Source organism: Pseudoduganella violaceinigra DSM 15887, from assembly GCF_000425385.1.
Classification (GTDB): Bacteria; Pseudomonadota; Gammaproteobacteria; order Burkholderiales; family Burkholderiaceae_D; genus Rugamonas; species Rugamonas violaceinigra.
Window position 1 is genome coordinate 427,119 of sequence record NZ_AUDI01000004.1, and the last position, 26,746, is coordinate 453,864.

The 26,746-nt window shown below is 60.5% G+C and carries 22 protein-coding genes; 21 read left to right on the forward strand and 1 reads right to left on the reverse strand.

Annotated elements, in window-relative coordinates:
* The first annotated feature begins 243 nt into the window (after positions 1–243).
* The 7 genes from H597_RS33110 to H597_RS29870 all read left to right on the forward strand — a co-directional run bounded on the left by H597_RS33110 (position 244) and on the right by H597_RS29870 (position 7,223).
* Positions 244–1,683 (forward strand): ArnT family glycosyltransferase, encoded by a 1,440-nt coding sequence (locus tag H597_RS33110; RefSeq protein WP_051293554.1) that lies wholly within the window; start codon positions 244–246, stop codon positions 1,681–1,683.
* Positions 1,680–2,663 (forward strand): glycosyltransferase family 2 protein, encoded by a 984-nt coding sequence (locus H597_RS29865; RefSeq protein WP_035373157.1) that lies wholly within the window; start codon positions 1,680–1,682, stop codon positions 2,661–2,663. The genes H597_RS33110 and H597_RS29865 overlap by 4 nt, the downstream gene beginning before the upstream one ends.
* Complete coding sequence (locus tag H597_RS0105795) at positions 2,660–3,046, forward strand: GtrA family protein (RefSeq protein ID WP_028101302.1); 387 nt, start codon at positions 2,660–2,662, stop codon at positions 3,044–3,046. Before H597_RS29865 ends, H597_RS0105795 begins: the two co-directional genes overlap by 4 nt.
* Positions 3,043–3,873, forward strand: a complete 831-nt coding sequence (locus H597_RS0105800; protein ID WP_028101303.1) for a ChbG/HpnK family deacetylase — start codon at positions 3,043–3,045, stop codon at positions 3,871–3,873. Before H597_RS0105795 ends, H597_RS0105800 begins: the two co-directional genes overlap by 4 nt.
* Entirely contained in the window at positions 3,866–4,489 is a 624-nt protein-coding gene (locus tag H597_RS0105805) for a VTT domain-containing protein (protein WP_051293555.1), read from the forward strand. The genes H597_RS0105800 and H597_RS0105805 overlap by 8 nt, the downstream gene beginning before the upstream one ends.
* Before the next feature lie 345 nt (positions 4,490–4,834).
* Positions 4,835–6,469: a phosphoethanolamine transferase gene (locus H597_RS0105810; RefSeq protein WP_035373160.1), complete on the forward strand. Its 1,635-nt coding sequence runs from the start codon at positions 4,835–4,837 to the stop codon at positions 6,467–6,469.
* Complete coding sequence (locus H597_RS29870) at positions 6,447–7,223, forward strand: phosphatase PAP2 family protein (RefSeq protein ID WP_154667972.1); 777 nt, start codon at positions 6,447–6,449, stop codon at positions 7,221–7,223. The genes H597_RS0105810 and H597_RS29870 overlap by 23 nt, the downstream gene beginning before the upstream one ends.
* Positions 7,224–7,447: 224 nt before the next feature.
* On the opposite strand, the gene H597_RS0105820 is transcribed toward H597_RS29870, so the two are convergent.
* Entirely contained in the window at positions 7,448–7,882 is a 435-nt protein-coding gene (locus H597_RS0105820) for an EamA family transporter (RefSeq protein ID WP_028101306.1), read from the reverse strand.
* A 204-nt stretch (positions 7,883–8,086) separates the two neighbouring features.
* Between H597_RS0105820 and H597_RS0105825 the strand changes: the two genes are divergently transcribed.
* From H597_RS0105825 to vioB, 14 genes are all read left to right on the forward strand, one after another.
* The gene (locus H597_RS0105825) at positions 8,087–8,266 is read left to right on the forward strand and encodes a hypothetical protein (RefSeq protein WP_028101307.1); all 180 of its coding nucleotides are present in this window, start codon (positions 8,087–8,089) and stop codon (positions 8,264–8,266) included.
* 70 nt (positions 8,267–8,336) lie between these two features.
* On the forward strand, positions 8,337–8,786 hold the full coding sequence (locus tag H597_RS29875; RefSeq protein WP_035373162.1) for a DUF6328 family protein: 450 nt from the start codon (positions 8,337–8,339) through the stop codon (positions 8,784–8,786).
* Between the two features lie 68 nt (positions 8,787–8,854).
* Positions 8,855–9,355 (forward strand): hemerythrin domain-containing protein, encoded by a 501-nt coding sequence (locus H597_RS29880; protein ID WP_035373164.1) that lies wholly within the window; start codon positions 8,855–8,857, stop codon positions 9,353–9,355.
* Between the two features lie 410 nt (positions 9,356–9,765).
* Positions 9,766–11,520, forward strand: coding sequence for a glycoside hydrolase family 2 protein (locus H597_RS0105840; RefSeq protein ID WP_028101308.1), 1,755 nt, complete (start codon positions 9,766–9,768; stop codon positions 11,518–11,520).
* Positions 11,521–11,527: 7 nt separating this feature from the next.
* Entirely contained in the window at positions 11,528–15,307 is a 3,780-nt protein-coding gene (locus tag H597_RS0105845) for an NAD(P)-binding protein (RefSeq protein ID WP_028101309.1), read from the forward strand.
* 10 nt (positions 15,308–15,317) lie between these two features.
* Complete coding sequence (locus H597_RS0105850; protein ID WP_028101310.1) at positions 15,318–16,088, forward strand: SDR family NAD(P)-dependent oxidoreductase; 771 nt, start codon at positions 15,318–15,320, stop codon at positions 16,086–16,088.
* Positions 16,085–17,233: a galactonate dehydratase gene (gene dgoD / locus H597_RS0105855; protein ID WP_028101311.1), complete on the forward strand. Its 1,149-nt coding sequence runs from the start codon at positions 16,085–16,087 to the stop codon at positions 17,231–17,233. Before H597_RS0105850 ends, dgoD begins: the two co-directional genes overlap by 4 nt.
* Positions 17,234–17,244: 11 nt before the next feature.
* Positions 17,245–18,129: a 2-dehydro-3-deoxygalactonokinase gene (locus H597_RS0105860; RefSeq protein WP_229632097.1), complete on the forward strand. Its 885-nt coding sequence runs from the start codon at positions 17,245–17,247 to the stop codon at positions 18,127–18,129.
* Entirely contained in the window at positions 18,120–18,740 is a 621-nt protein-coding gene (locus tag H597_RS0105865; protein ID WP_035373165.1) for a 2-dehydro-3-deoxy-6-phosphogalactonate aldolase, read from the forward strand. Before H597_RS0105860 ends, H597_RS0105865 begins: the two co-directional genes overlap by 10 nt.
* Positions 18,737–19,774: an aldose epimerase family protein gene (locus H597_RS33825; protein ID WP_083940957.1), complete on the forward strand. Its 1,038-nt coding sequence runs from the start codon at positions 18,737–18,739 to the stop codon at positions 19,772–19,774. The genes H597_RS0105865 and H597_RS33825 overlap by 4 nt, the downstream gene beginning before the upstream one ends.
* Entirely contained in the window at positions 19,758–20,612 is an 855-nt protein-coding gene (locus tag H597_RS0105875; RefSeq protein WP_028101383.1) for an SMP-30/gluconolactonase/LRE family protein, read from the forward strand. The genes H597_RS33825 and H597_RS0105875 overlap by 17 nt, the downstream gene beginning before the upstream one ends.
* A 14-nt stretch (positions 20,613–20,626) precedes the next feature.
* Entirely contained in the window at positions 20,627–21,787 is a 1,161-nt protein-coding gene (locus H597_RS0105880; protein ID WP_028101314.1) for a zinc-dependent alcohol dehydrogenase, read from the forward strand.
* 630 nt (positions 21,788–22,417) lie between these two features.
* Positions 22,418–23,722, forward strand: a complete 1,305-nt coding sequence (vioA, locus tag H597_RS0105885; protein ID WP_028101315.1) for a flavin-dependent violacein biosynthesis tryptophan-2 monooxygenase VioA — start codon at positions 22,418–22,420, stop codon at positions 23,720–23,722.
* A complete protein-coding gene (gene vioB, locus H597_RS0105890) occupies positions 23,719–26,745 on the forward strand; it encodes an iminophenyl-pyruvate dimer synthase VioB (RefSeq protein ID WP_028101316.1) in 3,027 nt (1,008 codons plus the stop codon). Before vioA ends, vioB begins: the two co-directional genes overlap by 4 nt.
* The last annotated feature ends 1 nt before the right edge of the window (position 26,746 follow it).

Consider the following 26,746-nt stretch of genomic DNA (forward strand, 5'->3'; position numbering starts at 1 on the left):
ATGTTTGCACGCGCGACCTTGGTCGCCAACTGGTGATAGCAAGGCCTGCACTGGTACCGCAACGAATCCAATCGGTCGCGTAGTTCTTGCTAGGCAGGCCGCCCTCAATGCTCGCTCCAAACACGTCGTCGTCTTCAACCAGTAATAATTTCATTGCACAATAACGTGGCGGTGTCCTGTCTCCAGAACATGCCTGACTTGTCGTTAACATTGCCTTAATGTGAGTCCTGATAGCCTGAATACATGATCTCAAATTATTCTGTACAAGCGACTCGGAAAGTTTCCGAGCCCGCAGCCATTCCCGATGTTTTCGCAGTAACCCGGTGGTGGTTCTTGGCCGCCGTGGCAATCCTGGTATTGGCCAGACTCCTGCTTATGGCATTGGGGCCACTCGCCGATACGACGGAAGCGCGCTATGGTGAACTGGCGCGGCAGACGGTGGCCGCGGGATACTGGCTGATGCCCCATATGGATGCGCAGACGCCGTTCTTTGCCAAACCCCCGCTGTCGACCTGGAGCAGTGCGGTGGGGATGGTGCTGTTCGGTGTGAATGAATTCGGCGCGCGATTGCCAGCCTTGCTGTTCTCGGCGTTATCCGCCTGGCTATGCAGTGCGTTTGCCGCGCTGTACGGCGTGCACCGGCGTTGGCTGGTCGTCGCAGTGCTCGCCGCCACGCCAGTGTTTTTTGTCAGCGCTGGTGCCGTCATGACAGATGCTGTTCAAATGCTCTTGGTCTGTGCTGCACAGTATTTCGCGTGGCAAGTAATCGTTGCGGAAAAGCGCAGTGCCGTTCGTTGGCAGCGCTGGGGATTTTGGGCGTGCATCGGACTTGGTGCAATCGCGAAAGGCTTGGCTACCTGGGCACTGATCGGCATGCCTTTGCTGGTGTACGCCTTGCTTCCAGGCCGGAGGTTGGCGCTGTTGCTGCGCCTTTGGGACTGGGCAGGCGTGGCGTTGGCGGCGGCCCTCTTTCTACCGTGGTATATCGCTGCCGAACGCTCCTATCCCGGTTTCATCAATTACTTCATCGTCGGTGAACACTTCTCGCGTTTCCTTGTGCCGGGCTGGACTGGCGACCGCTACGGTACCGCGCACAGGCAGCCGTTCGGCGCGATCTGGGTTTTTTGGATCGCCGGTGTGCTGCCATGGATCTGGTTGTTTGCCGCGCGCGTGACGAGGTTGCTGCGCACCCGGGAAGCGGCGCCGATTGAGGCCTATTTATGGTGCGCGACCCTGGTGCCGCTGGTGTTCTTTACCTTCAGCCGCAATATCATCGGAACCTATACATTGACGGCGGTGCCACCGTTCGCGATTCTGGTTGCGGGCTGGCTAAACCAGATGTCGCCGAGAGGCCTAAGAAAGGCGGGCGTCATGCTGGCCGGCTTTGCGATGATTGCATTGCTTGCCGTGCCGCTGCTGTTAAAGCAGCAGGACGGGCATTCCGATCGCGGCTTGCTGCGCGCGTATGCCGCGCATGCGGCACCTGGCACGCCCCTGATTTACTTAACGCCCCCCGCGTTCTCGTCGGCTTTCTACGGCCATGATGTCGTGCACTATCAGGATAAGGGGGGCCTACCGACTGCACCGGCGTTTGTTGTGGTGGACAGTGCCGATATTGCCCGCGTCCGTGGCAACATCATTTACCGCGGTCCGCAGCGCACTCTGATCGAGGTGGCGCCATGAAGCAGCGAAACACGCTCTCTGTCGTGATTCCTGTGCTGAACGAGGCGGATGCGATGGCGCTGTTGTTGCCCCAATTGGCGCAACAGTTGCATCGGTGCCGGCTCGAATGGGAAATCGTCGTGGTGGACGACGGTGGCACCGATGCGCTGGCCGATGTCGTCCACGCTTTCGAACATCGCCACGGCCACTGCAATGTGCAGTTGTTGCGCCTGTCACGCAATTTCGGCAAGGAGGCGGCGCTCAGTGCCGGACTGGCGGCCGCGCGCGGCGAAGGCGTGGTTTGCATGGACGGGGACGGCCAGCATCCTGCGGCCATCCTGCCTGCCTTGATCGCACAATGGCAGGCAGGCAATGACATGGTCGTGGCGACCTTGGCCTCGCGCGAACATGAGAGCCCGCTCCTGGCGTGGACAAAGCGCTGCTTTTACGCCTTCCTGCAAAGCAGCGAGCGCTTCCGCATCCCTCCGGACGCGGGAGATTTCCGTTTGCTCGACCGGCGTGTGGTCAATGCCCTGTTGCAGCTGCCGGAACGCAGCCGTTTCATGAAGGGCCTCTTTGCCTGGCTCGGTTACCGGACTGCTACTGTCAAGTTTGAAGCGGCCCCGCGCTCCGCCGGACGCAGTAAATTCCGGTTGCGGCAGCTGTTTGGCCTGGCAACGCTGGGCATTACGGCGTTCTCGTTGCGCCCATTGCGCATGGTGTCGGGGGCTGGCGCTCTAATATCGCTGGCAGCGGTGGCGTATGGGGCCTACATCGCGATTGAAACGCTGGTGGAGGGCAACCATGTCTCCGGCTGGGCCACGCTGGCGTCCGGTATGATGCTGCTCTCTGGCATCCAGCTCCTATGCCTGGGGGTCATAGCAGAATATCTGGGGCGCATCTACGAGGAAGCGAAGCAGCGTCCGCTGTATTTGCTCGATGAAGTCACCGACCATAGCGTGATCGGCGCGGGCGCGCGCGGGAAACAGGTGCATGGATGAAATCCACGCAAGCGTTCGCATTCCTGCTGGTCGGCGCTCTGGCCGCTTTGGTTCACATGGCCGCAGTGTATCTGATGGTCGAGCACGCCGCTTGTTTGCCGCAGCAAGCAAATTTTGGCGGATTTGCGGTCGCTTTTCTGGTCAGCTACCTCGGCCAGCGGCGATTTACGTTTGGCGGCACGGTGCTGTGGCGGCATAGCATGTGGCGCTGGGGCGTTGTCTCGCTGCTGGGATTTTTCCTGAACCAAGCGTTGTTCACTCTGGCGCTGCTACGGCTGCCAGCCCTGCCTTACCTGCTTTCTTTGGGAATGGTGACATTGTTCGTGGCCGGGGTCACCTTTGTACTTGGCAAAGCGTGGGCATTTGCGGAGCTGCGGCGATGAAACGGCTGATCATCAACGCCGACGACATTGGCATGCATCCTGCCGTCGATGATGGCGTGGCCGAACTGGTGGACAACGGAGTGGTCAGAGCCGCAAGCGTCATGGTATTGGGGCGGCCGAATCGCGATACATTGACTGGGATCGCGCGACGGGGGGCGAGCCTGGGACTGCATCTGGACTTCACAAGTGCTCTGGCGCATAGTGCATATCAAGACACGACCAGCTTGCCGTCGCTGATGATGTCCGCCTGGGGAGGCATGCTCAACCCGACCCGCGTTCTCGCCGCTGTCGACGGGCAGATCCAGCGCTTTGGTGAGTTGACGGGGCGCGCGCCTGATTTCATCGACGGCCATGAGCACGTTCATCAGTTTCCGGTGATTCGCGACACATTGGCGCAGGTGCTCGCGGCGCGGCAGATGCAAGGGACCCACATCCGGATTACCGCTCCACGTCAGTGGCGCGGCACGAAAGCGGCGCTGATCGGCGCGCTGGGCAGCGCTGCGTTGGCAAAGCGCGTGCTTAAATTGGGATGCCGCATCAACGGTGATTTCGCCGGTGTCTACGATCTGACGGCCACAGCCGACCTGCCGGCACTCTGGCGACAATGGCTGGCCGGCGCCCCTCAGATGGGTGGTCTGATGATGTGCCACCCAGCGTGCCAGGACTTGGGAAGGGAGGCGTTCCGCGTGCGCGAGTTTCAATTTCTGATGGGCGCCCAGTTTCGCGATCTGTGCACCGAGTTCGGCGTGCAGGTCGTGAACTGGGACGAAATGGCAGGCGGCGAGGGGAGCCTGGATACGGCAGGAGAGGGCGTAGGCCATGGTTGAGGTATTGCACCTGCTGGCAGCCTGGTTTCTGCACCTGGACGTCCATCTTGCGGGTCTGGTACAGCAATATGGCGCCTGGGTCTACGCATTACTGTTCGTCGTAGTATTCATTGAAACCGGAGTAGTGGTGTTCCCATTTCTTCCGGGTGACTCGCTGCTGTTCGCCGCCGGCGCCATGTCTGCGCAAGGCTGGTTTAGCCCGTGGCTACTACTGTTCCTGCTGTGCCTCGCAGCGGTCGCCGGAGACGGGGTGAACTTCTTCTTCGGTGCACTGGCGCGCCGCAAGGCGCTCGATATGCGGCGCTTTATCAAGCAGGATCACTTGCAGAAGACACAGAAGTTTTTTGCCCTCCACGGCGGGAAGACCATTGTGCTGGCGCGCTTTATGCCGATTGTGCGTACGCTGGCGCCTTTCGTCGCGGGCATTGGGGCAATGCCCGCCCATGTCTTTTTGCGGTACAACGTGGTGGGCGGCACCTTGTGGGTCGGATCGCTGCTGCTGGTGGGCTATTCGTTGGGAACGCTGCCATGGCTGCAGCAGCATCTGACGGTTGCGATTCTGGGCATCGTCTTCCTATCGATCATGCCTGCGATCTGGGGCGCGCTGCGCAAGTGAGTTGGCCTTACCAGCCAGGTGGCGGGAAAAATCTGCGCCGTTGAGATTTCTGGCACAACAGTTTCACGATGGCTAAACGTCGTTCCCGCTACATTTGCTGGGCCTGATGGCGCATGGCGTTCTGGTCGGCTATCGCACGAAATGGTAGGCTGCCTGCGAGCAGAAGGGTGAAGAAGCCTGTCGAGGGCCTCAAGAAGTCGTGATGCGTTCGGGGTGGCCGGCCGCTGCGGGGAAGGAGATGGTGGAGCAGAAAAGACATGGTTTCACAGAAAACTGACACCATCTTAACGATCCGCTGACCGGTGATGGGGTAATTTCCCGCTGTTCTCATTTCACAGAGCTCCCGTGCACCTCGCTTACCGACCGCGTTTGCGCGCTTACTATGTGCCTTTCCTGCTATCGCTGTTCCTGGTTGCCGTGTGCAACCGGGGCTTCTGGCACCGTCTCGCCATCGCTGTCGGTGGCGTTTCCAAATGGCCGGTGCTGCTTGCCGCGTTTGTCCTGTTGGTGTTGGCGTGTGGAGCGGCGTTGAGCCTGGTGAACCTGCCGGGTCTATTCAAGCCGCTTGGTGTGGGACTGTTGGTGTTGGCTGCTGCAGCAAGCTATGTGGTGGATACCTACGGCGTGCAGATCGATCAGCCCGTGATGCAAAACGTGATGGCGCTGCATCTGCACGATGCGTGGCGTCTGCTGGAACCGGAGGCAATAGCGAGCGTCCTGCTGCTCGGTGTACTGCCTGCGATCGTGCTGCTGCGCGCCGACCTGGACTATGAGGGCATGGCACGCCATGGTTTAATCACCGGCGCTATCGTGCTTGGCTCACTAGGCGTTGCCGTTGGCATTTTGCTGGTCTTTTCGAAGACCCTGGCGCCGGCTTTGCGCGAACACCGTGAATTGCGCTTCTTCCTGACCCCGACCAATTGTATTCAGGCTGTCGTCGGCTTGGTGAACGAAAAGCTGGCGCAACCGGTTGTACTTGCGCCGCTAGGGCGTGACGCCGTCAAGGGGAATACCTGGAATGGACCGCGTCGCCGCGTGGTTGCCGTGGTTGTGGTTGGCGAAGCCGCACGGGCCATGAACTTTTCGCTCAACGGCTACGAGCGCAACACTAATCCGGAACTGTCCCGGCAAGGTGGTCTGGTCAACTTTAGCAATGTGACGTCGTGCGGTACGGCCACGGCTGTATCGCTGCCGTGCATATTCTCGGCGCTGCCGCGTTCCGCGTTCACCGACGCCAAGGCACGCAGCAGTGAAAACCTGCTTGATGTGCTATCGCACGCCGGAATCGACGTGCTGTGGCGGGATAACAATTCAGGCTGCAAAGGGGTCTGTGATCGCGTCTCGTTCCAGGACCTTACGCATGCCACAGCCGGAGATACCCTGTGCAGCAATGGTGCGTGCCTCGACGAACGCTTGCTCGAGGGGCTGCCGGACCTCATCCATAAGACGGCGCACGACATGGTCATTGTGCTGCATCAAATCGGCAGTCATGGGCCGGACTACGGGCAGCATGTCCCACCGGCATTCAGGCGCTTCCAGCCGGCCTGTACAACGGCTGAGGTCGAACGCTGTTCGCGAGAGGAGATCGTGGCGGCCTATGACAATACCATCCTCTACACGGACCATGTGCTGGCGCAGCTGATCCAGATCCTGGAACAGGTGGGGGTATCGGACGGTATCGACACGTCGATGATGTACTTCTCCAGTCATGGCGAATCGCTCGGCGAAAGGAACTTGTATCTTCACGGTGCTCCTTACATAGTGGCGCCTGTCGAACAGCGTCAGGTGCCTTGGCTGATGTGGTTTTCCAAGGGCTTCGAGCATCGCTTTCATGTCGACCGGCACTGCCTTGCGGCACGGGCCGGCGAGCCGCTTTCTCACGACAACATCTTTCATTCCGTTCTGGGGTGGCTGGATATCGCCACCTTCGCACACCAACCTAGACTGGACATCTTCAATGATTGCATCCCCGCCACCTGACCATCATGCGCGCTCCACAGGAAGACAGCTGGTTTCGCCGCGCGCGCTTCTGGTGTGTATCGTAGCGCTGCTGGCTGCCGCGACGGGCATCCTGTGGATTGGGGCCCGTACAGATCTTGACCTGCGCCTGGCCGATCTGACATTCGACGCCAAGCTTCGCGTTTTTCCCTGGCGGCACTCCTGGCTGGCGGAATCGTTTGGCCATGGCATCCTGAAAATCGCGCTGACGATCCTGGGTGTGGCCGTGGTCGTGGTAGGCGTGGGCGCGCCGTTCTTGCGCCGGAAGGTAATCACCAATTGGTGGCAGATGCGTTTGCGCTTTCTTGCCGCATGCGCAGTGTTGATCCCGCTGCTGACATCGTTGCTGAAGCAATCGAGCAAATCGCACTGCCCATGGGATTTGACGCGCTATGGAGGGACCGAAACGTACTTCCGCTTGCTCGAAACCGTGCCCGACTGGGTCAGCCGCGGAAAGTGTTTGCCAGCCGGCCATGCCTCGACGGGACTATGGTTGCTCGGCATTGTAGTCTTCTGCCTGCCGCATCGACCACGGGTCGCACTGTTGCTGGGGGCGGCGGCGCTTGCCTTGGGCGGGGCGCTGGGTTGGCTGCAGCAGTTGCGCGGTGCGCATTTCCTCACGCATACGCTCTGGAGCTTATGGATCGCCGCAGCGGTCACCGTATTGCTGCTGTGGGTGGTCGGTCTGCCGCGCTTTCAGCGCAATGAGTGCGCACTGGCGAACGCGACAAACTGACCCGGCCGGCGACTGCAGCCTCCGTTAGCGCGCACGCGGGTCGGTTTTGTCGAACGCATAGATCGCTGCGGGTCGCCAGATGCGACAGCCAACAACGGTTTCACGTCGCGTGAACGGCCCATCGCACAAGCTCCACGGGCCGCGGATCGTCTCGCCCCAATGGAGTCTATGTGCGATGCTTGTGCGTAAAGAACAGTCGTCAAAATCGGGCGCTGCGCAAGCTGTTAGCGAGCCAGCGCCAGTGTCAGTACGCCCGCCGCAACCAGGGTGATGCCGAGCCATTGCTGCGTCGTTAGGTGTTCGCCGAGGAAGAGCACCGCGAACACGGCGACCAACACCAGGCTGAATTTGTCGACCGGCGCGACCTGGGATGCATTGCCCAGTTGCAGCGCCCTGAAATAACATAGCCACGATGCGCCGGTGGCGACAGCCGAGAGTGTCAGGAAGATCCAGGTCTTGCGCGGCAGACTAGCCGGATTCTGCCATTTACCTGCCGCGACGATCAGGACGCCCAATAGGACGAAGACGATGGCGGTGCGCAGCAATGTTGCCAGATCGGGATCGACTTCTTCGATACCCACCTTCGCGAAGATCGCGGTCAAGGCGGCGAAGAACGCCGAGAGGATTGCCCAGAAAAGCCAGGTGACGTTAGCGGTCATGAATTGCTCCTTCCAAAGATTGACCTTCAGATATTGTCACCCAGTATGACGGATACGCGCGCCGTTGGCACGCGCCACCGCGTCTGCCCGTTGCGACCAGGAGCAAGGGATTCCATTCTCGCCGCCGCACCCGTTTGCTGACGCACAGACTGGCCTCGAACGGGCGGGCAAAGTGGCGGCTCCATTACTAAAAAGGAGGCCGTCATGGCTCAGAGCAAACAGCAGGGTAAGCAAAATCGCCAATCGGTACAGAACGTTGAGTCTGACCATCCCGGCAATAAAGACACGGCTAAGGGCAGCACGAGGAATGAGCAGTCACGCACCAAGGCCGGCAAAGATGAAGGCGCAGGCGGCGGGGCAAAGCAGAAGGCCAAGCGCGGTTAGCTTATCGACTCGCTCGACGCGGGTGATGGGAGCGATGCCAACTCCGGAACATGTTTCGTTGACGGATCAAATGCGCAACATCCTGGACGAGGCCAGGATGATTTTGCCGGGTATTCAAGCGCTGTTTGGGTTTCAAACAATTGCCGTTTTCAATCAGCGCTTCGAACATCTCAGTGTCCTAACAAGAACCGTGCATTTGGCGGCACTGGCGCTGGTCGTCGTGTCCATCGGATTGGTGATGGCGCCAGCAGCCTGGCATCGAATCGTCTCACCGGATCGCGTTAGCGTCGCTTTGGTACACCGCTCATCGCAGTACATCTGCGGTGCGCTATTGCCATTGTCGCTGGCGCTGGCCCTCGATGTCGGCGTCGTGATTCAGTTGGCGACGGACTTGGCTCTGGCAAGTGTCGGATGCGGCATGGTGACACTGATCATTCTGTTGGTGTTATGGTTTGTGGCCCCATTCAGGCGACGTGCGCGCGGCCAGCCCGAGCCTGCGGAGACATCGTCACGCACGTGAGGATCCGCACATACGGGCGATCGGGTTTCGGGTCATGCTGGCACGGCATTCAACCCGAGGAGAAAATGATGGACGCTCTTAAGCTACTCAAGCAGGATCATGCCGACGTCAAGGCGCTGTTCAAAGACTACGAAAATCTGGGAGGCCGTGCCTTCGCGGGAAAGAAGAAACTTGTGGACAAGATCTGTCTCGAGCTGACGAAGCACGCGACCATTGAAGAAGAGATCTTCTATCCGGCGCTGCGGGCTGCGGCGCCGGATAGCGAAGACCAGTTGGACGAAGCCGAAGTCGAGCACGCGTCGGTAAAGGCGCTGGTGTCGCAACTGACACAGATGGATCCCCATGACGACCTGTATGACGCGAAGGTAAAGGTGCTCGGCGAATATGTGAATCATCATGTCAAAGAGGAAGAAAGCGAAATGTTCACGAAGGCGCGCCAGTCCGGCCTGGATTTGACGGCCATCGGACAGCAGATGGGCGCAAGGAAGGACGAAGTGGAAGTCGTACCGGTTGATGGATCCATGATGAGTGGCGGGAGTGCGACAGACCAGCGCTCCGCAGGACGCTAACGGAATATCGGACCCGGATGACGTTGGCAATCACCCTCCGTCGATGTACTATCCGGCTCAAAAGGGGAGGCGCTATGTCAACCTGGTCCAGGGCCAATCTTCGCAACGATGTGCTGACAGCAGCAGTCATTGACCACGGCTTAGCGATGCAGGGTATCGCTGGGCCCGCAGTCGCCTACCGCTTCTTCCTACAAAAGCGCGTTCCGATCGGGATCATTCGTCGCGTCATGGCAAGCCCGAGCGAGCGACGCCAGGCGGGCGTCGTTGGAGTCGCCCCAGCGTCGCGTTAGCCCATATGCTACAGGCGCGCTGAGAATTTCGAAATTTTTTCCCGTTCGTATCGTGAGCGCACTGAGGTAGGTGCGCTGTTACGATGGCCCATCGAAAAATAGAAATCGGGCGGGGAGAAAATGGGCCATTTCGAATATCCGAGGCCGCAGCTGGTGCGCAAGCAATGGCAGTCGCTGAATGGCGTATGGGATTTTGAATTTGATGACGAGCATGCATTCGGCTTGCCATCCGATCCGATTCCTTGGTCGCGCCAAATACAGGTCCCGTTTGCGCCCGAATCGGCGGCGAGCGGAATCGGCGATACGGATTTCCACTCGGCGTGCTGGTATCGCTGCCGCTTCATGGTTGAAGAACGAGGACGCCGCACTTTGCTTCACTTTGGCGCTGTCGATTACCAGGCGCGCGTGTGGATCAACAATCATATGGTTGCCGAGCATGAGGGCGGCCATACTTCCTTTACTGCCGACATTACCGACGAATTGGTCGATGGCGAGCAGACTCTGGTGGTGTATGTCGAAGACGATCCTGCCGACCTCGCCAAGCCGCGCGGGAAACAGGATTGGCAGCGCGAGCCGCATTCGATCTGGTATCCGCGCACAACCGGGATCTGGCAATCCGTCTGGCTGGAGAATGTCGCCGCAACCTATATTCGCCGATTGCGCTGGACCCCAATTTTCGACGGTTATGAATTGGGGTGCGAAGTGCTGGCCGGCGGAGACGCCTGTCCGGGCCTGGCTGTTGAGGTCAGAATATGGCGCGGCGATAAGCTGCTCGCCGCTGACAGCTACTTGCTGGTCGGGCAGGAGGCCAACCGCAAGATTGCGTTGTCCGACCCTGGTATTGACGATTCCCGCAACGAGATCCTTTGGAGCCCTGAACGGCCGACCTTGCTTGATGCCGAGTTGACCCTGTACAGCGGCGACCAGGTCTTTGACCGTGTCCGCTCCTATACCGCGATGCGCTCGGTGTCGATCAACCGCGACCGGTTCATGCTCAATGGCCGCCCCTATCATCTGCGCCTGGTGCTCGACCAGGGCTATTGGGCCGACAGCCTGATGACTGCACCGTCGGATGACCATTTGCGCAGGGATGTCGAACTGGCGAAGGCCATGGGCTTTAACGGGGTCCGTAAGCACCAGAAGATCGAGGATCCGCGCTACCTGTACTGGGCAGATCGCCTGGGTCTGCTGGTGTGGGAGGAAATGCCATCGGCCTACGCTTTCACGGCGCGCGCCATGACGCGTTTGCTGCATGAATGGACCGAGGCGATTGAGCGCGACTATAGCCATCCCAGCCTGATTGTCTGGGTGCCGTTCAACGAATCGTGGGGCGTGCCCAATCTCACGGCCGTGCAGGCGCATCGGAATGCCGTCGAGGCGCTCTACCATCTGACGCGCATGCTGGACCCGACCAGACCAGTGATCGGCAACGATGGCTGGGAAGCCTCGGCCACCGACATTCTCGGCATTCACGATTACGATCCGGATCCCGACAAAGTCCGCCAGCGCTACGAAGTCACCGACCCGGTGCGCACTCTGTTCGACCAGCGTCGTCCCGGCGGCCGCATTTTGACGCTCGATGGTTTTCCGCATCGCGGTCAGCCCATTGTGCTGACGGAATTTGGTGGTATCGCTTTCGACCCGAAGGCGCCGTCCCACCATACCTGGGGGTATTCACGGCAAAAGACAGCTGAGGGTTTTCTCGAGCATTACCGGGCCTTGCTGAAGGTCGTGAACGAAACGCCCATGTTCAGCGGCTTCTGCTACACCCAGTTTGCCGACACGTTTCAGGAGGCCAATGGCCTGTTGAACGCGGATCGTACCCCCAAGATCCCCTTGGAACAAATCAGCGCAGCAACGCGCAACGCCGGTTAGGTGCCCTGTGCTGAAGCCGCCTTGCCATCCATTCGAGACCTTCTGGCAGGCCGGCTATGAAGGCGCGGACCATGTTAACCGCGCGGGCCAGCCGCAGGACATGAACCTGGTGACCGGCCACCTGCAACGTGCCCGGGACGACTATGCGCTCCTCGCGCAATTTGGCATTCGGACCGTTCGCGAGTCGATTGGCTGGCGCCTGGTGGAGCACGATGGCCAATTCGATTTCTCGCCCTTGCTTCCACGGCTGGAGGCGGCGCGTGACCTGGGCCTGCAGAGTTGCTGGACCTTCTGTCATTACGGCTGGCCCGACGACGTTGACATATACAGTGATGACTTCGTTCCGAGATTCGTCCGATTTTGCCAAGCCAGTGCACGCTTCCTGGCGCCTTGGCTCGGTGATGAACCGGTCTATTCGCCGGTGAACGAGTTGTCGTTCACCGCCTGGGGGCTGTCGGTACACATGTTCCATTGCCTGAACATGCACCACGAACATGCAGGCGAACTGGGCAAGCGGCAACTGATTCGCGCCTCGGTGGCCGCCATCGATGCCATTCGAGAAATCGCGCCGGGGGCACGCTTTTTCCAATGCGATCCCTTGATCCACGTGATTGCGCCCAGCGATCGGCCGGATTGGGCGGCGCAAGCGGCAGGCTGGAGTGCGTCCCAGTTCGAAGCGCTGGACATGCTGTGCGGCCGCATTGAGCCTGAGCTGGGCGGCCATCCGCGCTACCTTGATCTGGTCGGCGGCAACTATTACCACAGCAACCAATGGGAGAGCGGCACCAATATGCGCTTATGGTGGCACCTTGACGATCCGCGCCGGCGCCCACTGCATGACATCCTGGTGGAATTACATCGGCGATACGGCCGCCCAGTCCTGTTGGCGGAAACCAGTCACGTCGGCAGTGGCCGCGGGGACTGGATCCGTGAAATGGCGGAGCAAGTTGCGATGGCGCACGAGCAAGGGGCCGAGATGTGTGGAATCTGCCTGTACCCCGCCATTGATCGCCCTGACTGGGAGAAGGCCGACCACTGGCATCGCAGCGGCTTGTGGGATCTGGACCGGGAAGGTCCGGACCCGCTGGCCCGGGTGCTTGTCGCTCCCTATGCCTATGCGCTGCGCCAATCCATTCGGCTCACTGACAGCCTTTGCCTATCCGAGGAGAATACTATGAAAACCTTGATCGTCTTCTGCCACCTGCGCTGGGATTTCGTGTTTCAGCGTCCGCAGCAACTGCTTACCCGCCTGGCCAAGCATTACAAGGTAATGTTTGTCGAAGAGCCTATGCACGACGAAGGTGCTGCACACATGGTGTTCTCCCATCCGGCGCCCAATCTGACCGTCTGCCAGCCCCATACGCCATCGCAGGCGCATGGCTTCCACGACGACCAGATCCCGCTATTGCAACCGCTGGTTGCTGACTTGGCGCCTGACGGTGAAGAGGTGCTGGTGTGGTTTTACACGCCAATGGCGCTTCCCCTGTTGCAAGGGCTGCGTCCCGCGCTGGTGGTCTATGACTGCATGGACGAGCTGAGCGCATTCAAGAACCCGCCCAAGCAGCTGCTGCAGCGTGAAAGTGCCTTGCTCAATATCGCCGACCTGGTGTTTACCGGCGGCCCAAGCCTGTATGAAGCGAAGCGCATACGGCACGGCAATGCGCACTGCTTCCCGAGCAGTGTCGACGCAGTGCATTTCGAGCAGGCGCTTGATCGTAGCAACGGGCACCCGCTGCATACCGGGATTGCGCGCCCCCGATTGGGATTCTTCGGCGTCATTGACGAGCGTTTCGACGCCGCGCTGATTGCCGACATTGCCGATGCGCACCCCGAATGGCAGGTGGTGCTGGTTGGGCCGATCGTGAAGATCGATCCAGCTTCGCTGCCGCAGCGCCAGAATGTGCATTACCTGGGCCAGCAGTCCTACAAGGCGCTACCGCAATTCCTGGCCGGCTGGGACGTATGCCTGCTGCCATTTGCCTTGAACGATGCGACGCGCTTCATTAGTCCAACCAAAGTTCTTGAATATATGGCGGCGGAACTGCCCATTGTCAGCACAGCGATCCGCGATGTGGAACAACCGTACGGCGACATTGTCGCGATCGGCCATGACCACGGAGAATTCATCGCGCACTGCGAAACCGCCCTGGCGCAAACGCCGGAACAGACAGTCGCCATGGCGCGCACGATGAGGGAGGTGGTGGCGAACACATCGTGGGATGCCACTGCTGACAGGATGCAGGAATTGATGGCGCAGACACCGCCTGGCGGCAAGGCCGCGCGGCTTGTGGGGAAGGGGGCGGATGGCGGGGCGACAGCACCCAGCGATGCGCCGGGTAAGGTCAATTCCTTGCGCACGTCGCCCGGCAACCAGCTATATGGCAGCATTGTGATCGGTGGAGGTCCTACCGGGCTGTCCGCTGCTTACCATATAGGCAAGGATAACCTGCTGTTGGAACGCAATCCGAGTATAGGCGGTTGGTGCCGTTCGATTCAGGACGGTGGCTTTACCTTCGACCACGCCGGTCACATCATGTTTTCCAACGATCCGTATGTGCTGGATCTATACGATAAGCTGCTTGGCGATAACCAGCATTGGCAAATGCGTGAAGCCTGGGTGTATAGCAAGGAGGTCTACACGCGCTATCCGTTCCAGGCGTCTCTGAACGGGCTGCCACCCGAGGTCATCAAGGAATGCATACTCGGCGCCATCGAGGCACGGTATGGCGGCGCTTCCGGCGCGCCGTCTTGCCCAAGCCCGGCGGCAGAGGATTGCTGTGCAGACGGCGGTACCGAGGCGGCGCGTGCCAGCGGCACCGCGCGCAAGGAGGAAACGCAAAGCTTTGAAGACTTCATCTACAAAGTATGGGGCAGCGGCATTGCGAAGCATTTCGCCATCCCTTACAACCGGAAACTGTGGACCGTTCCGCTGAGCGAAATGGAAACCTCATGGTTGGGCGGCCGCGTTCCCTTGCCCAATCTGGCCGAAATTGTCGAGGGGGCACTGCGGCCGGTTCCGCGTCCGATGGGGCCGAATGCCCGCTTCGGCTATCCCAAACGCGGGGGCTTCCAATCATTGATGAACGGCTTCTTGCCGCTGATACGCGGAAAAATCGAACTGAATGCTGAAGCGGCCCAGGTGCTGCCGGAGGAACACAGGGTCACCCTCGCCGACGGCCGCCGCTTCCAATATGAGAAGCTGATTAGCACCATGCCGCTGCCGGAACTGGTGAGGCTTATCGGGAACGCCGCGCCGAAGCCGGTGCGCGAAGCAGCGGGTGGGTTAAGGCATATTTCGATCCGGTGCGTGAACATCGGCGTCGCTCGCAGTGACGTGTCGGATAAACACTGGATCTACTATCCGGAAGACACCATTTTCCATCGCATTTTCGTCCAGGGCAATGCAAGTCCCGAATGCAATGCCCCGGGAGGATTTGGGTTCACTTGCGAGATTTCGTACTCGCCACTGAAGCCCTTGCCCCTGGATGGGGAAGCGCTTATCCAGCGTTGTATTGAAGACGCCATCAAGGTGGGCTTTATTCGCGCCGACGATCAAATCCTCGTCGCGAACCAGGTCGACATGCCTGTGGCCTATGTCGTGTATGACCACCAGCGCGCGCACAACGTGGCGGTCGTACGGGACTGGCTTGCGCAGCATGACATCCATCTTGCGGGCCGCTACAGCGAGTGGGAATACTACAATTCGGACCATGCCTTCCTTGCTGGCAAGCGTGCCGCCGAGCAGGTCCTGCGCGAGCGTGGCCGGGTGGCTCCGCGCGCTTCGTAAGGAGCTGCGCATGGAACGCCAATGGGCCAATTACCCCAGCCTCGCGGGCAAGCGGGTACTGATCACCGGGGGCGCCACAGGGATCGGCGCGGCGCTGGTGGCAGCCTTCTCCCGCCAGCGAGCGCAAGTCGCCTTTCTCGATATCGCGGGGGATGATGCGGAGGCGCTGTGTGCGCGCATGAAGGCGGGCGGCTTGCCGATGCCTTTGTTCCGCCATTGCGATCTGGTGGACCTGATCGCGCTCGAAGCGAGCATCAACTTCATCGTGGCGCAGATGGGCGATATTGACGTCCTGGTCAATAACGCCGCCAACGATCAGCGCCACGAACTGGAAACACTACAACCGGCCGAATGGGACCGCCTCGCCGCAGTCAACCAGCGGCCGATGTTCTTCACTTGCCAGGCTGTGGTCCCTTCAATGCGGCGGCGCGGCGGCGGTGTGATCGTCAACATGGGATCGATCGGCTGGCATATCAAGAGTCCGGGTTATCCCGCCTATGCGATGGCCAAGGCGGCAGCCAGTGGATTGACGCGCGGACTCGCGCGGGACCTGGGGCGGGACGGTATCCGCGTGAATACCGTGGCGCCGGGATGGGTGATGACGGAGCGCCAGCTTGCCCTGTGGGTCGATGCCGCGGCAGAAGACGACATACGCCGTAACCAGTGCCTGCCCGGCAGGTTGGCCCCGGTGGATGTGGCGGCCATGGTGATGTTCCTTGCGGCGGACGATGGTGCAATGTGTACGGGGCAGGAATACATTGTCGACGCGGGGTGGTCGTGAAAATTACGAAACTAAGCACCTACCGCGTGCCTCCGCGCTGGATGTTTCTCAAAATCGACACGGACGAGGGTATCTGCGGCTGGGGCGAGCCCGTCATCGAGGGTCGCGCGCGGACGGTGGAAACGGCCGTGCAGGAGTTGGCGGAATTGCTCCTTGGGCGCGACCCTGCCCGAATCAACGACCTGTGGCAAGTCATGTATCGCGGCGGCTTCTATCGGGGCGGGGCGGTGCTGATGAGCGCGATCGCCGGCATCGACCAGGCCCTGTGGGATATCAAGGGCAAGGCGCTCGGCGTGCCGGTTTATCAACTGCTGGGCGGCTTGGTGCGCGACCGCATGAAGATTTACAGCTGGGTGGGGGGGGACCGCCCGGCCGATATCGTCGCCGGCATCCAGACCTTGCAGGCGCTCGGCCTGAACACCTTCAAGATGAACGGCACCGAAGAACTGGCGATGTTGGACAGCGCGAAGGCGGTCGATGCGGCCGTGGAGCGGATTGCCGGTATGCGCTCGGCGTTCGGGCATGACATCGAGTTCGGTATCGACTTCCATGGACGGGTGGCCTGGCCGATGGCCAAACCCCTGCTGCGCGAACTGGAAACTTTCCGGCCGTTGTTTGTGGAGGAACCGGTCCTGTCCGAACAGTCGGAGTATTACCGCAGGCTGAGCGACATGACGAGCATTCCCCTGGCGGCCGGGGAGCGCATGTATTCCCGCTTCGAATTCAAGCGCGTCCTGGCGGAGGGGGGATTGGCCATCTTGCAACCGGACCTGTCGCACGCCGGAGGGATCACCGAGTGCATGCGCATCGCCTCCATGGCCGAAGCGTACGACGTGACGCTTGCCCCGCATTGTCCACTTGGCCCGGTTGCTCTCGCGGCCTGCCTGCAAGTGGACTTTGCTTCGTACAACGCGGTATTGCAGGAACAGAGCATGGGTATCCACTACAACCAAGGGGCGGAACTGCTCGACTATGTGCGTAATGCCGCCGATTTCGCCATGGATGGCGGCTATATCGAACCCCTGCCTTTGCCAGGCTTGGGCGTGGACGTCAACGAAGAGCGGGTCATCGAAGCAAGCCAAGCGGCGCCGGACTGGCGCAATCCGCTCTGGCGGCATACCGATGGCAGTGTGGCCGAATGGTAGGAACGGCGCGATTGCTGGGGATCGACTGGGGCACCAGTAACCGGCGGGCCTATGTCATCAGCGCCGAGGGAAAGTGCTTGCTCCGGCACGATGACGCCCAGGGCGCCTTGGCGGTGGACGGCCACTTTCCCGAGTCGCTGCATGCGTTGCGCGGCATGCTTGGCATTGATGCGTTGGTGCCGGTCGTCATGTCGGGGATGGTGGGCAGCGCCATGGGTTGGCAGGAAGTCGCGTACCTCGACAGCAGTGTGGCGCTTGGGCGCCTGCCCGAAACGCTGGTTCCTGTTTCGGGGACGCCAGGCTGCTATATCGTGCCGGGATATTGCCACCGCAGTCATGGCGGAGTCGATGTGATGCGCGGCGAGGAAACCCAGCTGCTTGGCGCGGTGGCCCTGCAGCACGGGGATGGTTGGTACGTATTGCCAGGTACGCATAGCAAATGGGTTGAGCTAAGCGGCGGCGTGATCAAACGCCTGTCGACCTATATCACCGGTGAATTGTTCGCCTCCTTGCGTCGCGGTGGCACTCTGGCGCCGTTGATGAATGGTGGTGACGATGACGATGACGCTGCGCTGAGGGAAGGGGCCGGCCGTGCGCAAGACGGAGAGGCACTCTCCCACACGTTGTTCGAGGCGAGGGCGCGCGTGGTGGCGGGCGATGCGCCAGCGTCGGGCACGCGCTCATATGTCAGCGGCCTGCTGATTGGAACGGAATTCGCAGGGCGGCGAGAAAGCAGCGAGGATGAAATGCCAGCCTTGCACCTGCTGGCGGCAGAAGGGTTGGAGGCGCCTTACCTGCAAGTGGCACAAATGCTTGGCTACTCCACGCAGTTGATCAATCCCGACCAGGCCTATTGCGCAGCGATGGCGCGTTTCGTGGAGGAGCTATGGCCTTGAATATCGATGATTTCCAGCCACCGATGGTGGCAATCCTGCGCGGCTTGACCGCAGTTGAAGCCCCGGGCGTCGCCGACGTGCTGTTCGCATGCGGCTTCCGCCTGCTGGAGGTGCCTTTGAACCGGCCCGGAGCTCTTGAATGCATTGCAATCATCAACAGCCGTAAGCCCGCCAATGCATTGGTCGGTGGCGGAACCATGCTGACGCTAGGCGACGTGGAACTGGTAAGCCAGCATGGGGGCGGCATTATGATTGCCCCCAATTTCAATGTTGACGTCGTGCGCCGCGCAAAGGAGCTCGGCATGTTCGCGGTGCCGGGCGTCGCCACGCCTACGGAGGCACTCGCGGCGCTCGCCGCCGGCGCAGACGTGGTGAAATGGTTCCCGGCTGAAGCGTTGGGTATCGGCGGCCTGCGCAGCGTGAAAACGATCCTTCCCACTGGTGCCCGTGTCTGGCCTGTAGGCGGAGTCAGTGCCGGCAATCTTCGCGACTGGCGACTCGCGGGCGCCGATGGCTTTGGGGTCGGCGCAAGACTGTACGAGCCCGGCATATCGCTTTCGGTTCTTGAAGGACGTGCGAACGAGCTGATCGCCGCCTGGAGGGCGGGATGAATCCGTCCGTTTCCGAAACGCCGTTTGGCACGCTGTCGGATGGACGGCCGATCACGGAGTTTTGCCTGGATAACGGCGCGGGAATGGTGCTGCGAGTGCTCGATTACGGCTGCATCATCCGGCGCTGGATGCTGGCGACCCCTGACGCATACAAAGTCGACCTGGTATTGGGATTCGACACGGGGGAGGAGTACGAACGCGACACAAGCTATATGGGCGCACTGGTTGGCCGATTCGCGAATCGGATCGCGGGCGGCCAATTCGAGCTCGATGGAAAGACATTCCAGCTCGGCCAGAACGAAGGGCCACATCATCTGCATGGAGGCGAAGCGGGATTTCACAAACAAATGTGGCAGGCGAGTGCCAGCGTCGAGGACGATCGGGCGCGCCTCAATTTGTACCGGCTCAGTCCCGCTGGCGAAGAAGGCTACCCAGGAAGCCTGCTCGTGATGGTCACTTACGAGCTGTTGGCCTTCGGCGCATTGCGTTGTTTGTATCAAGCGGTTTCGGATCAGGCGACACTATTCAATATCAGCCAGCACAGCTATTTCAACCTGGCGGGCACAGGTAAAGTGCTTGACCATGAACTGTATATCGATGCCGAAAATTACCTGCCTGTTCGCGATGATCTCATTCCGGTCGGCGGCGTTGCGCCGGTTGCCGGTGGCCCATTTGACTTCCGCCAGCCGCGCAGCATAAGAGACCGCTTACTTGTCGACGACGCTCAGTTGAAGCTGGCCGGCGGATTCGATCATAACTTCGTCCTGGACGGGATTCCCGGACCGCAGGCCGTTCTGGCGGCGCCCGAGTCAGGGCGCAGGCTGGAGATATACACCGACTGTCCTGGCTTGCAGTTCTACAGCGGTCAATACATGGACAGGCCGCACGCTGGCCTTTGCCTGGAGCCGCAGCAGTTTCCCGACGCGCCGAATCATGCGTCGTTCCCCATGCTGATTTGCCGGCCTGGCGAACCATGTTCCATGTCGACTCTTTATGTTGTGAGCCAGGGAGGGCGCCGTGGACCTGGTGATTGATGCTCAAAACGTGTTGGGTGAATGTGCGGTCTGGTGCGACAGGAAGCAATGCCTTTGGTGGACGGACATCCTGGGCAGGGCGTTGTGGCGCTTCACTCCGTCCAACGGCACGAGCCAGATGTGGGAAATGCCGGAGCGGCTTGCCTCCTTTGCACTGACCCACAACGATGACCGTCTTTTGCTGGGTTTGGAAAGCCGCCTGGCCTGGTTCAACCTTACTGACAAGCAAATCCTGACAATCACCGAAGTGGAGGCTGACAAGCCCGATGTGAGACTCAATGACGGCCGTTGCGACCGGCAAGGCCGATTTGTATTCGGGACGATGAATGAAGCACTGGGGCGCGCCCCGATCGGCAGCTTCTTCCGGCTTGGCCATGAGCTGCAGCTGGAACAGCTCCCTCTAAGTCCGGTAGCCATCGCCAACAGCATCTGTTTCAGTCCAGACGGACAGATCATGTATTTCTGCGATTCGCTGTCGGGTGCTATCCGCTGCTGCGACTATGGCGAGCAAATATCCGGCGAAAGGGAATTCGCGCTGTTGCCTCCTGGCTGCGGAGAACCGGATGGCTCATTGGTCGACGCCGACGGTTTCCTTTGGAATGCGGAGTGGGGCGCAGGACGTATCGTGCGCTATCGCCCCGATGGAACAATCGAGCGCGCGATCGCGGTACCGGTCAGCCAGCCTACTTGCCCTGCGTTTGGTGGGGCGAAGCTCGATGAATTGTTTGTCACCAGCGCGCTCATTGACTTGTTGGTCACAGAGCCACATGCGGGTGGCGTTTTTTCAACGCGCGTGACGGACGCAGTTGGCTTGCCCGAATCGCGTTTTGGCAGCTAATTCAGGAGTCGATTATGCGCGCACTTGTCTACCATTCAGCACATGATGTGAAAGTTGATACCGTACCGGACCCTGTCATCCAGGAACCCGACGACATCATTATTAAGGTTACGGCAACGGCCATCTGTGGCTCCGATCTGCACCTCTATCGTGGCAAGGTGCCGGGGATGAAGGAAGGCGACATCCTTGGTCATGAGTTCATGGGGGTCGTGGTGGATGCCGGGCCTGCGGTGACAAAATTGAGCAAGGGCGATCGTGTGGTGGTGCCTTTCGTCATCGCCTGCGGCAACTGCTTTTTCTGTGACCAGCACTTGTACGCCGCGTGTGAGACCACGAACCCCGACCGCGGCACCATCATGAATAAAAAGTCGCTTCGTTCGGGCGCCGCTTTGTTTGGGTTCAGCCATATGTACGGCGGCGTTCCCGGAGGACAGGCCGAGTATGTTCGCGTTCCCAAGGCGAATGTCGGCCCGATCAAGATCCCGGATTCGCTGGAAGACGAAAAGGTGCTATTCCTAAGCGACATCCTTCCGACGGGATACCAGGCCGTGCTGAACGCCGGAGTGGGGAAGGGCTCATCAATTGCAATTCTTGGAGCCGGTCCTGTCGGGCAGATGGCTGCGGCTTGCGCTCGGATGCTGGGTGTCGAAACCATCTTCATGGTGGACCATCATCCTTATCGCTTGGAATTTGCGCGTACGACTTACGACGTGACTCCGATTAACTTCGATGAAGTGGATGCGGCGGAAGTCATCATCGAGGGCACAAACCGTCGCGGTGTCGATGCCGCCATTGATGCAGTTGGCTTCGAGGCGAAGGGGAGCGGACTGGAAACCGCCCTGGCGACCTTAAAACTGGAGGGCAGCAGCGGTAAAGCCCTGCGCCAATGTATCGCGGCAGTGAGACGCGGGGGGACCATTAGCGTTCCCGGCGTGTACGCTGGCTTCATTCATGGCTTTTTGTTTGGCGATGTCTTTGAAAAGGGCATCGGATTCAAAACCGGCCAGACCCATGTCCAGCGATTCATGCCGGAGCTGCTGTCGTTGATCGAAGAAGGGAGGTTACACCCTGACGTGATCATCTCGCACCGATTGCGACTGGAGCAAGCTGTTACGGGCTATAAGATGTTCGATGAAAAAGTCGACAGCTGTCGTAAAGTCATTTTACGACCGTGAACTCGGTGATCAGCGCTTCACTCGGGCCGCGATGACAACTTGAAGGAGCCGGGATTGGCCGGCTTCTGCGGCCAGGGTCTTGCGCGGTCGAATTGTTGGTACCCTCCGCACGAAATGGCCGAAAAGACATCTTTGTTCAGAAGGAAATTCGGTTTTCCCCCATCTTTATTGACTTGTGAATCATTCAGCAATTAGTTTGATTTTTGTCAAACTCCGGTCACTGACATCAGATATCGTCTAGACAATTTTGATCCGGATCAAATACCCGTTCAGAGATGCCAGCGCTGACGGGGCTGAGCACCGCAATGCCATAGTTTTCAAGTAGTTAGACCCCGGGCAGTCAATGCCAGCGGCAGTTTTTCATGCCGAGACGGGGCGCCGTTACGCTTGGGTGAATTTGCAGTCGTTGGGCAGTACCCGCTTGCCACGCAAGCACGGGCCCTTGGGCCTGGTTACCGAAAAGCTTTACCTAAAGTCAATCATTTTTGCTTCGCGTCAGTATTTGACGGGCGGTTTGCTCCCTTGCGGCCAAAGCATTGCAAGCGCTTGGGGAGCTTGCGCGCCTGTCTTCTGTCGGAAAACGACGGGGGCAATTTGGTTAACGGTCTTGACTAGCTAAAAGGATTCTAGATGACAAACTATTCCGACATTTGCATCATTGGCGCTGGCATTGGTGGTTTGACCTGTGCGACCCGTTTGATCAACGCCGGCCTCGGCCGGCACTTGCGCATACGGGTGTTCGACGTGAATGGATTCGTGGGCGGGCGCATCCAGTCGCGCAAAATCGATGAGGAAGTCGCCGAACTCGGCGCTGCCCGCTATTCACCGCAGCTGCATCCGCATTTCCAGGAGCTCATGCAGGACAGCGGGCTGCCGCACGCAGTCTACCCTTTCACTGACGTGGTATCCCAGGAGCGCGAGCAGCAAGAGTTGAAGGAAACCCTGCTGAGCTTGCAGCCTATGGTGAAAGAGCATCCGCAAGAATCCTTCCTTGATTTCCTCAGCCATTATCTGGGCGCCGACGAAGCGATCCGCATCCTCGAGGCCACAGGTTACGACGCCCTGCAGCTGCCGATCGTCACGGCCGCCATGGCGTACGACATCATTAAAAAGCATCCGGAAACGCAAAACTGCACCGAGAACGCCGGCAATGAATGGCGCTATGCCACCGATGGCTATGGCGAGCTGCTGGAGCAGCTGAAACGGCAGGCCCAGGCTGCCGGGGTCGAGTTCCGCCTCGAACACCGCTTGCTGTCGCTGGAGAAGTCCGGTGCCGACCATCTGCTTGCCTTCAGCCATCAGGGCGAGATCCAGATGCAGCGTGCGCACCATGTGATCCTGGCCATTCCCCCGTCCGCCATGATGGGTCTGAACATGGATTTCCCAGCCACCTGGAGCCCTTTCCAGTACGACTCCCTGCCTTTGTTCAAGGGCTTCCTGACGTTCGAGAAAAAATGGTTCGAGTGCATGGGGCTGGGCGACAAAATGCTGATGGCCAATAATCCCCTGCGCAAGATCTACTTCAAGAGCGATAAATACCTGCTCTTTTATACCGACAGCAAAAGCGCGACCTATTGGCGCGACAGTGTGGAGCAGGGCGAAGAGATTTACCTGGAGCGCGTGCGCAGCCACCTGGAGCAAGCGCTACCGCTCAACGGCCAGCCGCTGCCGCCGATCCAATCGCATTTCTACAAGCACTGGCCGCACGGCGTCGAGTTCTATCTGGAACCCGAAGCCAAGCATCCGACGGCCCTGGTGCATCCGAGCGGCATCATTTCCTGCTCGGACGCGTACACCTCGCACTGCGGCTGGATGGAGGGCAGCCTGATCAGCGCGCACCACGCCTGCGAGCTCTTGCTGGAACGCTTCAAGCCGCTGCCCGATGAACCCGGCTGTGACGATACGCTTGCTGCCCCGGCGGCGGAGAGCGCATGAGCATTCTGGATCTCCCCCGTTTGCATTTTCGCGGCTTTGCCCGCGCCAATGTGCCCACCGCGAACCGCAACACGCACGGGCATATCGATATCGCCACCAATGTGGTATCGATGGCGGGCGAGCCGTTCGATCTGAGCCGTTCGCCGTCGGAATTCCATGCGCATTTGAAACAGCTGCCGCCGCGCTTCAATGCTGCCGGCAAGCCCGATCCGGAGGGCGTTTTCAGCCAGGCCGCCGGCTACAATGCCTGCGGCAATAACCACTTTTCCTGGGAAAATACCAGGATCACCGGCGTCCAGCTCGAGGAGGGGAGCGTGGATACCGGAGATGCCCTGGTCGGCGCCAAGCTGGCCTTGTGGGGCCACTACAATGACTATCTGCGCACCACGTTCAACCGCGCCCGCTGGGTGGACAATAATCCAGCCGAGCCTGATACCACGCTGATTTACGCCGGCCAGTTTACGCTGAGCGGCGAGCAAGCTGGGCCTAACACCCCCAGCCTGTTCAGCGCGGAGATCGAGCAGGCACACTCGGTGCGCTGGCTGGGCAACGGCCACATCACCGAGCGCAGCGGCCATTTTCTGGACGAGGAATTCGGCCGCTCGCGGCTGTTCCAGTTTTCGCTCGCCAAGCAGGCTGCGCATTTCCTGTTCAACCCGGAGGTGCCGCTGCCGGCCAGCCTGTGCGCCTTGCAGCAAGCCTTAGCGGCGGAGGATGTGCTGGGATTGACGGTCCAGTACGCCGTGTTCAATATGTCGACGCCGCTGAAACCCGATACGCCGGTGTTTTACGACCTGGTCGGCAGCATCGGGCTGTGGCGCCGCGACGAGCTGGCCACTTATCCTGCGGGCCGCTTGCTGTTGCCGCGCCAGGCCAGCCTGGGGCCTGTGATGGTGAAAGTGCATGCGGACCGGGTTTCGCTGAATATGCCGACCGCCATTCCATTTACCACGCGTGCGGCCAGCGCCGTTTCCGAGCAGCACCCGACGCATGCGCTGGGCGGCCAGCAAGCGCTGGGCGATCTGCGGCTGGAGGATGATGCGGGCAGGCTGATTGCCCGCATCCCCGAAGCGCTGTATCTCGATTACTGGCGCCATCATGGGGTGGTCGACGTGCCGTTGCAGCATGCGGACGCTGCCGCCGGGACGCTGCGACTGGTCAGTGCGTTGGGGCAGTGGGCGGAAGCCGACTGGGTGCTGCAGTCCGACAGCAACCAGCTGTACCTCGAGGCGCCCAACCGCGCGAAGGGGCTGGACTATCCCCAGACGATTACCCTGCAAAGCCGTTTCCGCGGCGCCTTGGCGGCCCATCCCGCGCTGGCGCCACGGGCCGAAGACGGCGAGATGCTGGCCCTGGACTTGGAACCTTCGGCGCGCGGCGAAGGTTATGCCGAACTGCGCGTCACGGGGCGCCGGCCGGGCGCCACCCGCATCGTGCTTGGCGATGGCCTGGAACGCCAGCATATTGGCGTGCGCGTGTTGCCGGACGATTGGCACTTGGACGATGTACCGGCCGAACAGGTCGACTACGCCTTCCTCTACCGGCATGTGATGAGCTATTACGAGCTGATCTATCCCTTCATGGCGGACAAGGTGTTCAGCCTGGCGGACCAGTGCAAGTGCGAGACTTATTCGCGCTTGATGTGGCAGATGTGCGATCCGCAAAACCGGGACAAGAGCTATTACATGCCGAGCACGCGCGAACTGTCGCAGCCGAAAGCGCGCCTGTTCCTGAAATACCTGACCCAGGTCGAAGCCGCCGCCAAGACCGGGCTGGGGACGGCGCCAGGATCCGCGCCGGTGCCTGCCATCGGCAGCAAGGCCGAGCTGGTCGAGGAGCTGAAAACGGCCATCGACCTCGAGTTGTCGCTCATGCTGCAGTACCTGTATGCCGCTTATTCCATCCCCAACTATGAGCAAGGCATGCAGCTGGTCGCCGCCGGCCGCTGGCAAGCCGGCGAGCTGGAGTTGGCCTGCGGCGGGGCGGACCGGCGCCGCAACAGTGGCGCGCGCGGGACCCTGCTGGAAATCGCCCACGAGGAAATGATCCACTATCTGCTGGTCAATAATGTGCTGATGGCGCTCGGCGAGCCGTTCTACGCCGGCCGCCCGCTGCTGGGCGAGCAGGCGCGCCAGCGCTTCGGCCTGGACACGGAATTTGCCTTGGAACCGTTTTCCGAGCATGTGCTGGCCCGCTTCGTGCGTTTCGAGTGGCCCGATTACCTGCCGACGCCGGGCAAATCGGTGGCGACCTTCTACGCGGCGATTCGGCGCGCCCTGGCCGATCTGCCCCAGCTGTTCGCAACTGGGGGCGGCAAGAGCGGCGGTGAGCACCATCTGTTTTTGAAGGAGCTGACCAACCGCGCTTTTCCCGCCTACCAGCTGGAGGTGAGCGACCGCGACAGTGCGCTATTCGCGATCGACTTCGTCACCGGGCAGGGGGAGGGCGTGGCGCTCGATTCGCCGCATTTCGCCACCTCGCATTTCCAGCGGCTGCGCGCCCTGGCCGGCCAGTTTGCGGCGCGCGATAAGCCCTTCGAACCAGCCTTGCCGGCGTTGAAAAATCCGCGGATCGAGCCGGGTGCGGAGGGCAGCCAGGTGAACGATGCCAAGGCGCTCGCCTTGATGCGGCTGTACCAGGGCGGCTACGAATTGACCTTCCTGATGATGGCCCACCATTTCGCGCAAAAGCCAGCCGGCAGCCTGCGCCGCTCGCGCCTGATGAACGCCTCGATCGACATCATGACCGGGGTGCTGCGGCCGTTATCGGCGGCGTTGATGAATATGCCGTCCGGACTGCCGGGGCGCAACGCCGGCCCGCCGCTGCCGGCGCCGCCCGCTGCCACCGTCAGCGCCGACTACAGCGAGGGTTGCGCGCAGCTGGCGCAGAAATGCCTGGAACTGGCCAGCTACGGGCGCAGCCTGGAAGCCGGCGTGGTCGGCCTGGCGCCGATCGAGATGCTGGAGTTTTTCAATCAGCAATTGACCGATTTATCTCAGGGAAAGATGTCTAGAGAGGCTTGAT

Excerpts from the sequence above, each read along its gene's own strand:
- H597_RS0105840 (WP_028101308.1), top strand. The coding sequence starts at position 9,766 with ATGGGCCATTTCGAATATCCGAGGCCGCAGCTGGTGCGCAAGCAATGG.
- H597_RS0105825 (WP_028101307.1), top strand. The coding sequence starts at position 8,087 with ATGGCTCAGAGCAAACAGCAGGGTAAGCAAAATCGCCAATCGGTACAG.
- H597_RS0105880 (WP_028101314.1), top strand. The coding sequence starts at position 20,627 with ATGCGCGCACTTGTCTACCATTCAGCACATGATGTGAAAGTTGATACC.
- H597_RS29880 (WP_035373164.1), top strand. The coding sequence starts at position 8,855 with ATGGACGCTCTTAAGCTACTCAAGCAGGATCATGCCGACGTCAAGGCG.
- H597_RS0105850 (WP_028101310.1), top strand. The coding sequence starts at position 15,318 with ATGGAACGCCAATGGGCCAATTACCCCAGCCTCGCGGGCAAGCGGGTA.
- H597_RS0105800 (WP_028101303.1), top strand. The coding sequence starts at position 3,043 with ATGAAACGGCTGATCATCAACGCCGACGACATTGGCATGCATCCTGCC.
- vioA (WP_028101315.1), top strand. The coding sequence starts at position 22,418 with ATGACAAACTATTCCGACATTTGCATCATTGGCGCTGGCATTGGTGGT.
- H597_RS0105795 (WP_028101302.1), top strand. The coding sequence starts at position 2,660 with ATGAAATCCACGCAAGCGTTCGCATTCCTGCTGGTCGGCGCTCTGGCC.
- vioB (WP_028101316.1), top strand. The coding sequence starts at position 23,719 with ATGAGCATTCTGGATCTCCCCCGTTTGCATTTTCGCGGCTTTGCCCGC.
- H597_RS0105820 (WP_028101306.1), bottom strand. The coding sequence starts at position 7,882 with ATGACCGCTAACGTCACCTGGCTTTTCTGGGCAATCCTCTCGGCGTTC.
- H597_RS29865 (WP_035373157.1), top strand. The coding sequence starts at position 1,680 with ATGAAGCAGCGAAACACGCTCTCTGTCGTGATTCCTGTGCTGAACGAG.
- H597_RS29870 (WP_154667972.1), top strand. The coding sequence starts at position 6,447 with ATGATTGCATCCCCGCCACCTGACCATCATGCGCGCTCCACAGGAAGA.
- H597_RS0105805 (WP_051293555.1), top strand. The coding sequence starts at position 3,866 with ATGGTTGAGGTATTGCACCTGCTGGCAGCCTGGTTTCTGCACCTGGAC.
- H597_RS33825 (WP_083940957.1), top strand. The coding sequence starts at position 18,737 with ATGAATCCGTCCGTTTCCGAAACGCCGTTTGGCACGCTGTCGGATGGA.
- H597_RS29875 (WP_035373162.1), top strand. The coding sequence starts at position 8,337 with ATGCGCAACATCCTGGACGAGGCCAGGATGATTTTGCCGGGTATTCAA.
- H597_RS0105865 (WP_035373165.1), top strand. The coding sequence starts at position 18,120 with ATGGCCTTGAATATCGATGATTTCCAGCCACCGATGGTGGCAATCCTG.
- H597_RS33110 (WP_051293554.1), top strand. The coding sequence starts at position 244 with ATGATCTCAAATTATTCTGTACAAGCGACTCGGAAAGTTTCCGAGCCC.